The sequence below is a fragment of the Micromonospora sp. NPDC050200 genome (assembly GCF_040656135.1).
In the GTDB taxonomy this organism is placed as follows: domain Bacteria; phylum Actinomycetota; class Actinomycetes; order Mycobacteriales; family Micromonosporaceae; genus Micromonospora.
The window spans coordinates 19,443-32,370 of sequence record NZ_JBFALG010000007.1 but is presented as its reverse complement, the minus strand read 5'-3'; the positions used below and the strand labels follow the sequence as shown (position 1 = coordinate 32,370).

6 protein-coding genes and 1 pseudogene are annotated in these 12,928 nt (G+C 72.2%); 3 read left to right on the top strand and 4 right to left on the bottom strand.

The genetic code is table 11. The features are described from left to right. Nucleotides 1-299 (top strand): annotated as a pseudogene (locus AB0I41_RS07080) (hypothetical protein); the annotation flags it as partial. Beyond that, entirely contained in the window at nucleotides 286-1,035 is a 750-nt protein-coding gene (locus tag AB0I41_RS07075; RefSeq protein ID WP_357102793.1) for a class F sortase, read from the top strand. The pseudogene AB0I41_RS07080 and the gene AB0I41_RS07075, both read left to right, overlap by 14 nt. A 64-nt stretch (nucleotides 1,036-1,099) precedes the next feature. On the opposite strand, the gene AB0I41_RS07070 is transcribed toward AB0I41_RS07075, so the two are convergent. After that, entirely contained in the window at nucleotides 1,100-6,154 is a 5,055-nt protein-coding gene (locus AB0I41_RS07070) for an NAD-glutamate dehydrogenase (protein WP_357102790.1), read from the bottom strand. 289 nt (nucleotides 6,155-6,443) lie between these two features. Here AB0I41_RS07070 and AB0I41_RS07065 point away from each other — a divergent pair, with 289 nt between their 5' ends. Continuing rightward, the gene (locus AB0I41_RS07065; protein ID WP_357102786.1) at nucleotides 6,444-8,402 is read left to right on the top strand and encodes a penicillin-binding transpeptidase domain-containing protein; all 1,959 of its coding nucleotides are present in this window, start codon (nucleotides 6,444-6,446) and stop codon (nucleotides 8,400-8,402) included. Nucleotides 8,403-8,448: 46 nt separating this feature from the next. Here AB0I41_RS07065 and AB0I41_RS07060 read toward each other — a convergent pair whose 3' ends face one another. The 3 genes from AB0I41_RS07060 to AB0I41_RS07050 form a co-directional block, all read right to left on the bottom strand. After that, the gene (locus AB0I41_RS07060; RefSeq protein WP_357102783.1) at nucleotides 8,449-9,741 is read right to left on the bottom strand and encodes an arginase family protein; all 1,293 of its coding nucleotides are present in this window, start codon (nucleotides 9,739-9,741) and stop codon (nucleotides 8,449-8,451) included. A 67-nt stretch (nucleotides 9,742-9,808) separates the two neighbouring features. Then, a complete protein-coding gene (locus tag AB0I41_RS07055; RefSeq protein ID WP_357102780.1) occupies nucleotides 9,809-10,735 on the bottom strand; it encodes a tetratricopeptide repeat protein in 927 nt (308 codons plus the stop codon). Between the two features lie 200 nt (nucleotides 10,736-10,935). Then, nucleotides 10,936-12,624: a methylmalonyl-CoA mutase family protein gene (locus AB0I41_RS07050; RefSeq protein WP_357102777.1), complete on the bottom strand. Its 1,689-nt coding sequence runs from the start codon at nucleotides 12,622-12,624 to the stop codon at nucleotides 10,936-10,938. Between the last annotated feature and the right edge of the window lie 304 nt (nucleotides 12,625-12,928).

The window sequence follows — 12,928 nt, the reverse complement described above, 5'->3', positions numbered from 1 at the left end:
AGGACCACGAAGGCAAGGACGAAGACCGCAAGGACCACGAAGGCAAGGACGAAGACCGCAAGGACCACGAAGGCAAGGACGAAGACCGCAAGGACCACGAAGGCAAGGACGAAGACCGCAAGGACGAGGACCGCAAGGACCACTGCATGCCGCGGGGCCACGTCGACGGGGGTGACGGTGGCATGACCACCACCAGCACCGACCGCGGTCTGGCCACCGGTGGGGTGGGCATGATCGGTGCCGCCGCGCTGGGCGGGATCGTGCTGATGCGTCGGCGTCGGGCCAATGACCTCGTCTGAGGTTACGGCGACACGGGCCGGCGGCCGTCACGGGAAACCGTGGCGCGCCGCCGGCGCGGCCGTCGTCGTCCTCCTCGCCATGACGGGCGCCGGCATGGTCGGCGCGTCCGTCCGGACCGCGCCCCCGCCCCAGCCGCCCCAGCCGCTGGCCCAGGCCGCGCCCGCCGACCCGACCACGACCGCTCCCGACACCGTCGACGACACCGCCACCCAGACCGCCGACGAGGCGTTTGCCACCGGCGAGGCCACCCCGGACCAGGTTCCCGCCCCCGCCGCCCTGGCCCGCTCGATCCCGAAGGCCATCACGATTCCCCGGATCGGGGTGAACGCCGGCATCATCACGCTCGGCACCAACCCGGACGGCACGGTCCAGGTGCCCCCGCTGGACCAGGCCCAGTTGGCCGGCTGGTACTCCCCCGGCCCCAGCCCTGGCGAAGTCGGCAACGCCGTCATCGTCGGCCACGTCGACTCGGCCAAGATCGGCCCCGCCGTCTTCTTCGAACTCGGCGCGCTGCAGCCCGGTGACACCATCACCGTCACCCGGGAGGACGCCCAGCAGGCCAGCTTCAAAGTCGACTCGGTCAAGTCGTACCCGAAGACGTCGTTCCCGACCGAACTCGTGTACGGCCCGAGCGACAAGGCCAGCCTGCGGGTGGTGACGTGCGGCGGTCAGTTCGACCAGACCAACCGCAGCTACCTGAACAACATCATCGTCCTGGCCACGATGACGTCCTGACGCCACCGGCGCGATCCGGCCGGATCGGGAGAACCCGACCGACCGGACCGCGCCGGATCGTCGATCAGGCTGCGGCGGAGGTCCGCACCAGGGTGCGGATCTGGCGCAGCAGCACCGACAGGGCGGCCAGGTCCGCCCGCGACTCGTCGAACTCCCCCATCGCCCGTCGAGCGCGGTGGATCGAGGTGGCGTTCGACTGCTCCCACTCCTGCACCCGCTCGTGCGAGGGCAGGTTGTCCGGGGTGGAGCCCAGGACCTCCGCGGTGAGCGCGGCCAGCGCGGCGTACAGGTCGTAGCGCAGCGCCATCCGGGCCAGTGTCTGCCAGCGGTCCTCCCGCGGCAACAGGGAGATCTTCGACAGCAGGGCGTCCACCCGGAACAGGTCGGACAGGACGAAGTACACCGAGGCCACCTCGCCCACGTCCCGCCCGCTCGCGGTCGCCGTCTCCACCACGTCCAGCAGACCGAAGCTGTACATCAGCCGGGTCGCCTGCTCAGCCAGGTCGCGCGGCAGCCCCCGCTCGGTCATCGCGTCGATGTGCGCCGCCAGCGACTCGCGCTCGCTGCCGTAGAAGCGCTCCTCCAGGTCGGGCAGGAGCCGGGCCACACCGTCGCGCAACCGGGCGATCTCGGCCGGCACGTCGATCGGCGAACGCCGGTTGGTGACCAGCCAGCGCACCGCGCGGTCGAGCAACCGCCGGGTGTCCAGGTAGACGTTGGTCTGCAACTCCGGTGCGATCCTGGCGTCCAACGCCTCGATGGCGTCCCAGACCTCGCGCAGCCCGAAGACCTCGCGGACCACCACGTACGCGCGGATCACGTCCGCCGACGACGCGGCCGTCTCCTCGACCACCCGGAAGACGAACGAGATGCCGCCCCGGTTGATCACCTCGTTGACCAGCACAGTGGTGACGATGTCGCGGCGCAGCCGGTGCCGGCCCATCCGGTCGGCGAAGCGCTCGCGCATCGGCGTCGGGAAGTAGTTGACCAGGACCTCGGTCGTCCACTCCTCGTCGGCCAGCCCCTCGGCCAGGATCTCCCGCTCGAGCACGATCTTGACGTACGCGAGCAGCACCGCGAACTCCGGCGCGGTCAGCCCGGCCTCGGTGCGGGCCGCCAGCTCCTCGTCCGGCGGCAGCGCCTCCAGGGCCCGGTCGAGCTGACCGGCCCGCTCCAGCTCGCTGATCATCCGCCGGTGCACCGGGAGCAGCGACGCGGCCTGGGCCTGGGCGGTGTTGATCGCCCGCGCCTGGTCGTAGTTGTCCCGGAGCACCAGCTCGGCGACCTCGTCGGTCATCTGGGCGAGCAGCTCGTCCCGCTCGGGGAGGTCCAGCGCACCGTCGCCGACCGCCGTGTTGAGCAGGATCTTGATGTTCACCTCGTGGTCGGAGCAGTCCACCCCGGCCGCGTTGTCGATGAAGTCCGTGTAGATCCGTCCGCCCGCCCGGGCGTACTCGATCCGGCCGAGCTGGGTCCAGCCCAGGTTGCCGCCCTCGCCGGCCACCCGGCAGCGCAGGCTCCTGCCGTCGACCCGGATCGCGTCGTTGGACTTGTCGCCCACCTCCGCGTTGGTCTGCGTGGACGCCTTGACGTAGGTGCCGATGCCGCCGTTCCAGAACAGGTCGACCGGCGCGGTCAGGATCGCCTTCATCAGCTCCTGCGGGCTGAGCTGCGTCACGTCCTCGTCGAGGTCGAGCACCGCGCGGACCTGCGGCGAGATCGGCACCGACTTGGCGGTACGCGAGTGCACCCCGCCGCCTTCGGAGATCAGCGACGTGTCGTAGTCCTCCCAGGACGACCGGGGCAGGTCGAACAGCCGCTTGCGCTCCTCCCACCCCCGGGCGGCGTCCGGGTCCGGGTCCAGGAAGATGTGCCGGTGGTCGAAGGCGGCCACCAACCGGATGTGCTCCGAGAGCAGCATCCCGTTGCCGAACACGTCACCGGACATGTCGCCGACGCCGACCACGGTGAAGTCCTGGGTCTGGGTGTCGTGGCCAAGCTCGCGGAAGTGCCGCTTGACCGACTCCCAGGCGCCCCGGGCGGTGATGCCCATCTTCTTGTGGTCGTACCCGGCGGAACCACCGGAGGCGAACGCGTCGCCGAGCCAGAAGTTGTGCGCCGCCGAGATCTCGTTGGCGATGTCGGAGAACGACGCGGTGCCCTTGTCGGCCGCCACCACCAGGTACGGGTCGTCGACGTCGTGCCGGACCACGTCGTCGGGCGGCACGATCTCGCCGCCGACGATGTTGTCGGTGACGTCGAGCATCGCGCCGACGAACTCCTTGTAGCAGGCGACGGCCTCGTCCCGGTCGCCCGGCTTCTGCTTGAGCACGAAGCCGCCCTTGGCGCCCACCGGCACGATCACGGCGTTCTTCACCATCTGCGCCTTGACCAGGCCGAGCACCTCGGTGCGGAAGTCCTCCCGCCGGTCGGACCAGCGCAACCCGCCCCGGGCCACCGGCCCGTACCGCAGGTGCACGCCCTCGAACCGGGGCGAGTACACGTAGATCTCGAACTTCGGCCGCGGGGCCGGCAGGTCCGGGATGGCCTGCGGGTCCAGCTTGAACGCCACGTACGACTTGGGCCGCCCGCCGATCGGCTTCTGGTAGAAACTGGTCCGCAGCGTGGCCTGGATCAGCGTCAGGTACGACCGCAGGATGCGGTCCTGGTCCAGGCTGGCCACGTCGTCCAGCGCCGCGCCGATCGCGGTGACCAGCTCGTCGCTGCGCTGCCGGCGCTCCTCCATGCTCAGCGAGCCCGGCGCGAACCGCGCCTCGAAGAGTTCCACCAGCAGCGCGGCGATGTTCGGGTACGCGATGAAGGTCTGCTCCATGTAGTCCTGGGAGAAGACGGTGCCGGCCTGGCGCAGGTACTTCGCGTACGCCCGCAGCACCACCACCTGCCGCCAGGTGAGACCGCCGCGCAGGACCAGCTCGTTGAAGCCGTCCACCTCGGCCTCGCCCCGCCAGGCGGCGGCGAAGGCGTTCTCCACGTGCGGTCGCACCTCGGCCAGCTCCTGGTGCCCCTCGGGCAGGCACAGGCCGAAGTCGTACAGGAAGACCCGGCCGTCGACCCGGTCCACCTCGTACGGGTGCTCGTCGACCACCCGGACCCCGAGCGAGTGCAGCACCGGCAGCACGGCGGAGAGCATCATCGGCTCGCCGTACCGGTAGACCTTGAAGCGGACGTCCATGGTGTCGTCGACGGCCACGCCCAGGTCGGTGCCGCGCGGGGCGAGCTGCTTGCGGAACAGGTGCATCTCCAGCTGGCCGGGCTCCTCCAGCAGCTCCAGCTTGGCCAGGTCCTTCATCGCCTCGTACGGCGTGTGGCCGTCCTTGTAGCCCTCCGGGAAGGCGTCGGCGTACCGGCTGAACAGGTGCTTGGCCTGCTCGTCGCCGAGCTTGCGCTCCAGCACCAGCCGGTAGTCGTCGTCCCAGAGCCGGGTGGCGTCGGCCAGCTCCTCGGCGAGCAGGTCGGCGTCGACGTCGCCGGGCGGGCCGGCCGGGTCGGTCCGGACGATGAAGTGCACCCGGGCCAGCATCGACTCGGTCACCCGGGTGGTGTAGTCCACCCCGACGCCGTTCAGCTCACGGAGCAGGATGTCCTGCATGCGCAGCCGGTTCTGGGTGGTGAAGCGGTCCCGGGGCAGGTAGATCAGGCAGGAGATGAACCGCCCGTACGCGTCCCGGCGCAGGAAGACCCGCAGCTGCCGGCGACCGGCCATCCGCAGCACGCCGACCACCGCGTGGTACAGGTCGTCGGTCTTGATCTGGAACAGCTCGTCGCGCGGGTAGGTCTCCAGGATCTGGAGCAGGTCCTTGCCGGAGTGGCTGCGCTGGCTCAGGCCGGAGCGGTCCAGCACCTCGGCGACCTTGCGCCGGACCACCGGCAGCTCCCGGACGCTGGTCCGGTACGCCGCGGTGGAGAACAGGCCGAGGAAACGCCGCTCCCCGACCACCTCGCCGGCCTCATTGAAGATCTTGAAGCCGATGTAGTCCAGGTAGGCGGACCGGTGCACCGTCGCCCGGGAGTTCGCCTTGGTGATGATCAGCAGGCGCTTCTCCATCACCCTCTCGTGCGCCTCGGGCGTCATCGACGACAGCGCCCGCGCCTCCGGCGAGTCCGAGCGCAGGATGCCCAGCCCGGTGCCGAGCACCGCCTCCAGCCCGGGACCCGCGCCGGCGCCGTTGTCGACCAACCGGTACTCGCGGTAACCGAGGAAGGTGAAGTGGTCGTGGGCCAGCCAGCGCAGCAGCTCCACCGAGTCGGTGATGTCCTTCTCCGGCACCGGCGGGCGGTTGTCGGAGGTCCGCGCGGAGGCCAGGTCGTCGGCGAGGGCCAGGGCGCGCTGGCGCATCTTCGGCCAGTCCTCCACCGCCTCGCGCACGTCGGTGAGCACCCGCTGGAGCTCGCGGCGCAACGCGTCCCGCTCGCCGGCGTCACGGACCGGGTCGATCTCGATCCGCATCCAGCTCTCGACCAGGTCGCCGGCGATCGCGTCGTCCGGCTCGACGTCGGCGGAGACCTCGGTCAGCCGGCCGAGTGGCTCCCGCCGCACCACCACCAGCGGGTGCACCAGCAGGTGCACGTCGAGGTGGTGGGAGTTGAGCAGCGCGGTCACCGAGTCGACCAGGAACGGCATGTCGTCCGTGACGATCTCGATCACCGTGTGGTGCTGCTCGGCGTCGGGCGAGTGGATCCGCAGCTTCAGCTCGCCCGGCACCCGCTGGTGGGCCAGGTCCCGGTGCGCCCGGGCGGCGTCGAGCATCTCCTCAGCGGTGAACCCGATCAGCTCCTCGTCCGGCGCGAACCGCCAGAAACGGCTCACCAGGGTCGCCGCGTCGTGATCGTCGCCGGCCAACGCCACCGCCTGGGCCACCAGGCGCTCCGCGTTGGGTACCGGCTCGTCGAGCTCCGCGTCCTCCACGTCGTCACCGAGCGCTTCCGTGGGAAGCCCCAGGTCGTAGAGGGTGTCGATACTCGAACCGGTCATCCCGGTCACTCCTGTGTCGAGTCGGCCGGAGCCGTCCCCGTCGGTCGCCGAATCGAAACTGTCGTCCCGGCCAAGTTCAGCCTGCCGGAGGTCGGGTCCCGGTTTGATCGCCGGACGCCGGTCCATCGGTGCCACTCCCCTCGACCCACCGCGTTGTGGGTCACTCTGCCGCCCAGCCTAGGCCCGCCGCTCTTTCCGTTGGTCAGCGGACCACCGGCCGGACGTCCGGTTCGGGACTCTGTCCTTTCACCCGTTGCAGATACGTGGTCGGCCGGCTGCCGAGTACCCGGCCTCGCGATGTTCATCACACCGTCGTGCCGGGTCTTCACGCAGCGTGCGGCCACACACCGGGGCGGTGCCGGAAGCACGGCCGTACTAGCGTGCTGGGCAGTCCGAGATCCGGAGGTACCGCTCCATGCCCGTGTCGTACCCGCCCCGTCGTCCCCGTACGCTCATCCGGCCGGCCGTCGCGGCGCTGGCCGGCGCCGTGCTGGCGGCCGGCGTGCTCACCGGGTGTTCCGACGGTGACGGACCGGAGCGGACCGTGGACGCCTTCCTGGCCGGTTGGCGCTCCGGCAACCTCGACGCGGTCGGGTTCATCGACCCGACCGGCGCGCGGCTGCCGGCCGCCGAGGTCGGCAAGGAGATCAAGGAACTCTCCGGCGAACTGGCCGCCACCCCGCCCACGCTGCGCCGCTCCGGTGACGCCGAGGTCACCAACGACATCGCCACCGCGAAGGTCCGCGTGGAGTGGGCACTGCCGGGCCCGACCACCTGGGCGTACGACCGCCCGGTGCGGCTGCGCCGGGGCGGGGACGACCAGTGGCAGGTGATCTGGGAGCCGCAGCTGGTGCAGGAGCAGCTCGGCGAGGGCGACCGGTTGACGGTGCGCCGAGAAGCCAGCCCCCGGTCCGGCGTGCTGGACGCCGCCGGGCAGCCGATCGTGGCGCCCCGGCCGGTGGTCCGGGTCGGCGTGCAGCCCGCCGAGGTGACCGACGTCACGGCACTGGTGAAGCAGCTCGACGCGGCGTTCAAGGCGATCCGGCCGCCGCTCACTCCCCCGGTCGACCTCTCCGACCTGCCCAAACGACTCAGCGAGGCGGATCCGGGCGCCTTCGTCGAGGTGGTGACGCTGCGGGACGAGGCGTACCGGCAGATCAAGCCGCGCATCTACGACCTGCCCGGCACCAAGTTTCTCGCCGAGAAGCGGGACCTGGCGCCCACCCGGGAGTTCGCCCGGGCACTGCTCGGCTCGGTCGACGAGGCGCAGGCCGACGACCTGGCCGCCCACCCCGACCAGTACGCCAAGGGCGACCTGGTCGGCCACGGCGGCCTCCAGGGCCGGTACGACGACCGCCTGCGCGGCGCCCCCGGGCTCACCGTGCTCGTCCAGCGGCCCGCCGGCCCCGACGGCACCCCGGCGCCGACCGAGGTCTTCCGGCACGAACCGCAGCCCGGGCAGCCGCTGAAGACCACCCTCGACGTGGCCACCCAGAACGCGGCCGACGCGGCGCTGCGCGGCGAGAAGCGGCGCTCGGCGCTGGTGGCGGTACGGATCAGCGACGGCGCGGTGCTCGCCGCGGCCAACGGGCCGGGCGCGGCCGGGGAGAACCTGGCCTTCACCGCCCAGGTGCCGCCGGGCTCCACCTTCAAGATGGTCAGCGCCCTCGGCCTGCTGGACCGGGGCGCGGTCGGCGCCGACACGGTGGTGGACTGCCAGAAGACGTTCACCGTGGAGGGCCGACCGTTCAAGAACTCCGACGACTTCGTCCTCGGCAAGGTGCCGTTCCGCACGGACTTCGCCAAGTCCTGCAACACCGCCTTCGCGTCCCTGGCGCCGCAGCTGGGCTCCGACGGACTGGCCGTCACCGGCCGTACGCTCGGCCTGGAGGGCAGCTGGGACCTCGGTACGGAAGCCTTCACCGGCAAGGTCTCGGCCAACGGCTCCCCGGTCGAGCAGGCCGCCGCCGCGATCGGCCAGGGCACCACGGTGGTCAGTCCGCTGGCCATGGCCGGTGCCACCGCCGCCGTCGCCCGCGGTCGCTGGGAGCAGCCGAAGCTGGTGCTCGACCCGGCCCCGGCAAAGCCGGCGGAGCCCGGCCCACAGCTGAAGGCCGAGTCGGTGGGGCCGCTGAAGGCGATGATGCGTGAGGTGGTCACCGCCGGCACGGCGAAGGCGCTGGCCGACGTTCCCGGCGGCCCGGTGTACGGCAAGACCGGCACCGCCGAGTACGACAACAACCCGGCGCACACCCATGCCTGGTTCGTCGGCTGGCAGGGCGACGTCGCGTTCGCGGTCTTCGTCGAGCAGGGCGGGTCGAGCACGTCCAGCGCGGTCCCGATCAGCGAGCGTTTCCTCCGCGCCCTCCGCTGACGGGCCGGCCCGACCGACGGCGGCAGCGGCCGCAGCGGCGGACCCGTCAGGCGATGCCGGCGGACGAGGGTGGCGTGCCGTCCTCCGACGCCCCGTCCTCCTCGGGCCGGGGCACCCGGCGGAGCAGGCCGGGCCCGATGGAGGCGGGCGGCCCGACCGGCTCGACGGCCACCGCGGGCACCGGCGTCTCCGCCGCCGCCGACGCGAGGTCTTCGGTCGCCAGGCCGAGTGCCACTCTCGGCTCACCCGCCGCCGGTCCGGCGGACCCACCCGGCGTCCCGGCCGTGATCCCGACCGGCGAGCCCGGCCCCGGCGCACCACCGCCGTCGGGCGGGGAAGCGACACCGGCGAGGGCCGTCGGCCCCGTGTACCGGACGCGCTGCGGTGGCGGGGACGGCGGCAGCAGCCGGGGCGGCACCGCCTCCGGTGCGGAGACCGGGGCCAGCCCGGCCACGATCGTGTTGACGATCTCGGCGGCGTACGAGCCGTCCGGGTCGTAGTCGGGGTCGAAGACGGTCAGCTCGACGCCGAGGCAGTGCGGGGTGTCCACCAGGCCGGCGAGCAGGATCTCCAGTTCGGCGAAGGCGATCCCGCCCGGGTCCGGCGCGTCCACCGCCGGCATCACCGCCGGGTCGAGCACGTCCACGTCGATGTGCACCCAGTAGCCGGCGCAGTCGGCGAGCTGCTCGTGCGCCCACTGGGCGGTGCGGGCCGCGCCCTCGGCGCGCAGCGCCGGCACCGGCCGGGTGGTGATGCCGGCGGCCTGGAGGTCGAGCCGGTATTCGTCCTGCGCGCGAATGCCGAGCACCACCACGTCGATGTCCCGGAAGTAGGGGCGCCGCCCCTCGATGGCGGCCAGGTCGGCCTGCCCGCGCCCGGTCACCAGGGCGAGGTCCTCCCCCGCCGCCGCGCCCACGTACGAGGCGTTGCCGGGGTGCCGGAAGTCGGAGTGGCCGTCGACGAAGACCAGGCCGATCCGGCCGCCGACCGCCTCACCGAGCCGGTGCATGGCCAGCGCCGAGCCGAGCAGCACCGAACAGTCCCCGCCGAGCACCAGCGGGAACTCGCCCCGGTCGATGATCGCGCCGATCCGGTCGGCCAGGGTCACCGAGTAGCCGGAGATCTCCCGGGCGTGGCAGACCCCGTCGCCGGGCCGCCAGTCGCCCGGGTCGTACCGGGGCGGGGTGAGGTGGCCGGCGTCGCGAGCCCGCAGCCGGGCGAGCAGGTCGTGGTCGCGAAGCGCGCCGGGCGCCTTGGCGCAGCCGGGGACGGAGGTCGACGTGGGTGGGCGCAGTCCCAGGTTTGTCGGCGCGTCGAGGACGGCGATCCGGCGCATCATGGGCTCCCGTCCTCGGTGGTCGGGCGGGCCGGCCGGAAGGCCGGCCCGCGCTGGCAAGCTGTCGAACTCAGAACAGGGCGCTGGCCAGGGCCCGTCGGGCCGAGGCGACGGCAGGGTCGTCCGGGCCGGCGATGGTGAACAGCGAGACCAGGTGCTGGCGTACCTTCTCCCGGTCTTCGCCGGCGGTCCTGCGGACCAGGCCGACCAGCCGGGCGTACGCCTGCTCGGCCAGCCCGCTGAGCACCTCGATGTCAGCGGCGAGCAGCTGGGCCTCGACGTCGTCGGGGGCGCCCTGCGCGGCGGCGAGCGCCGCCTGCGGGTCGACGCCGTCGACCCGGCGGGCCACCCCGACCTGGGCCAGGCCGGCCTCCGCCGCGGCGTCGGCCGGCGACTCGGCCAGGATCTTCCGGTACGCCCGCTCGGCGGCGTCCAGGTCGCCGCTCATCAGGGCGTCGTCCGCCTCGTCGAGGCGCGGGTCCTCCGGCTCGGCCACGGTCACGCCGCCGGCCTTGAGAACCGCCTGGATCCACTGGCGCAGCTCGGCCTCCGGCACCACCCCGGAGAAGGCGTCGATCGGCTGCCCGCCGACCACCGCGTAGACCATCGGGATGCCCTGCACCCGGAACATCTGGGCGATCCGCGGGTTGGCGTCCACGTCGACCTTGGCGAGCACCCAGGCCCCGCCGCCCTCGGCGGCCAGCCGCTCCAGCACCGGCGAGAGCTGCTTGCAGGGCTCGCACCACTCGGCCCAGAAGTCCACGACCACGGGTGTGCTCAGCGAGCGTTCGAGGACCTCGGACTGGAAGGTCGCCTCGGTCACGTCGATCACGGCGAGGCCGCCGCCACCGGTGGCGGGGCCGCCCGGGAGACCGGCGGGCGGGCCGGCCTGGGTCGGTGTGCTGGGGCGGGTGTTGGCTGGTGCGGTGCCGCGCAGCGCGCTGAGGTCGACCGCGCCGCGGGTGAAGATCGACGAGGTGATCCGTGGGTCGCTCATGGTTACCTAGTCTCGCACGTGTCCCGCGGAACTCAGATCAAGCGCGACGGCGACAGTCGCAACTCTCACCCCTGCTCACCGACCACCGGGCCGGTGCCGTGACCGCCCTCCGCGATCGCGCGCCCGGGGCCGGCGGTTCGCACCTTTCGCGGTGCTTTCGCGGCCACCAGGAACGCCGGATCGCGGAGGGACGGTGGGGGTCAGAAGCGGGCGGGTTCGCGGTAGACGCCCCACTCGGCGCGCAGCGCGTCGCAGATCTCGCCGAGGGTGGCCTCGGCGCGGACGGCGTCGAGCATGGCCGGGATCATGTTCCCGTCGGTGCGGCCGACCTCGACCATCCGGGCCACCGCGGCCTTCACCGCCGCGTCGTCACGGGCGGTCTTGCGCTCGGCCAGCACCCGGCGCTGCTCCAGCTCCACCTCGTGCGAGATGCGCAGGATCTCCAGCTCCTTGGCGACCGTGCCGGTGTGGCAGTTGACCCCGACGATCTTCTTGTCGCTCTTCTCCAGCGCCTGCTGGTAGACGAAGGCCGACTCGGCGATGTGGCCGGTGAACCAACCGTCCTCGATGCCGCGCAGGATGCCGGAGGTCATCGGGCCGATCTGGTGCGGACCCTCGCCGCCGAGCTGCCGGATCCGGGCGAAGATCTCCTCCGCCTCGGCCTCGATCTTGTCGGTGAGCGCCTCGACGTACCAGGAGCCGCCGAGCGGGTCGGCGACGTTGACCACGCCGGTCTCCTCCATCAGCACCTGCTGGGTACGCAGGGCGATCTCGGCGGACTCGTCGGTGGGCAGGGCCAGGGTCTCGTCCAGCGCGTTGGTGTGCAGCGAGTTGGTCCCGCCGAGCACCGCGGCGAGCGCCTCCACGGCGGTCCGCACCACGTTGTTGACCGGCTGCTGCGCGGTCAGCGACACCCCGGCGGTCTGGGTGTGGAACCGCAGCCAGAGCGCCTTCTCGCTGGTGGCGCCGTAGACGTCGCGAAGCCAGCGGGCCCAGATCCGGCGGGCCGCGCGGAACTTGGCGATCTCCTCGAAGAAGTCCACGTGCGAGTCGAAGAAGAAGCTCAGGCCCGGGGCGAAGACGTTGACGTCCAGCCCGCGGCTCAGCCCCAGTTCGACGTAGCCGAACCCGTCGGCGAGGGTGTACGCCAGCTCCTGCGCGGCGGTCGCCCCGGCCTCACGGATGTGGTAGCCGGAGACCGAGAGCGGCTTGTACCGGGGGATCTCCCGGGCGCAGTACTCCATCAGGTCGCCGATCAGGCGCAGGTGCGGCTCGGGGTCGAAGAGCCACTCCTTCTGCGCGATGTACTCCTTGAAGATGTCGGTCTGCAGCGTGCCGTCCAGGATGGACAGGTCGACGCCCTGCCGCTCGGCGGCGACCAGGTACATGCAGAAGACCGGCACGGCCGGGCCGGAGATGGTCATCGAGGTGGTGACGCCGCCCAGGTCGATGCCGTCGAAGAGCGTCTCCATGTCGGCGGCGCTGTCCACCGCGACGCCGCAGTGGCCGACCTCGCCGAGGGACTGCGGGTCGTCGGAGTCGCGCCCCATCAGGGTGGGCATGTCGAAGGCGACGGAGAGCCCGCCGCCACCGGCGCCCAGGATCATCTTGTAGCGCTCGTTGGTCTGCTGGGCGTTGCCGAACCCGGCGAACTGCCGGATGGTCCAGGTCCGCCCGCGGTAGCCGGTCGGGTAGAGGCCCCGGGTGTACGGGAACTCGCCCGGCCAGCCGATCCGCTCGAAGCCCGGGTACGCGGTGCCCTCCGGCGGGCCGTACACCGGGTCGACGGTCATGCCGGAGAGCGTGGTGAAGTCGGCGTCCCGCTTTCGCGCGGCGTCGTAGCGGGCCTGCCAGCGTGCCCGTCCGGCTGCGATCTCGTCGGCGTTCATCCGCGGGGCTCCTCCTCGGGTCCTCGACTGAAGACCGAGTGTAGAACGGATGCCTGAACGATCGCTAAGGATGTTCGTACCGGCCGGTAACCGAGGCGGGCCAGCGGGCCGGTTCAGCTCGCCGGCAGACCGAGGGCACGCACCGCATCGGCGAGGATGGCGGCGCGGACCAGCAGTCGGCGGTCGTCACGGTCCCCGAGGTGAATCTGACAGCCGCCGGTCGCCCACGCCGCCTCCGTCACCCTCGCAGAGGCGAGAGCCTATCGGCCGGATACCCGGGAAGCCGCCTACCCAGGTCTCCGAT

Excerpts from the sequence above, each read along its gene's own strand:
- AB0I41_RS07075 (WP_357102793.1), top strand. The coding sequence starts at position 286 with ATGACCTCGTCTGAGGTTACGGCGACACGGGCCGGCGGCCGTCACGGG.
- AB0I41_RS07070 (WP_357102790.1), bottom strand. The coding sequence starts at position 6,154 with ATGGACCGGCGTCCGGCGATCAAACCGGGACCCGACCTCCGGCAGGCT.
- AB0I41_RS07065 (WP_357102786.1), top strand. The coding sequence starts at position 6,444 with ATGCCCGTGTCGTACCCGCCCCGTCGTCCCCGTACGCTCATCCGGCCG.
- AB0I41_RS07060 (WP_357102783.1), bottom strand. The coding sequence starts at position 9,741 with ATGATGCGCCGGATCGCCGTCCTCGACGCGCCGACAAACCTGGGACTG.
- AB0I41_RS07055 (WP_357102780.1), bottom strand. The coding sequence starts at position 10,735 with ATGAGCGACCCACGGATCACCTCGTCGATCTTCACCCGCGGCGCGGTC.
- AB0I41_RS07050 (WP_357102777.1), bottom strand. The coding sequence starts at position 12,624 with ATGAACGCCGACGAGATCGCAGCCGGACGGGCACGCTGGCAGGCCCGC.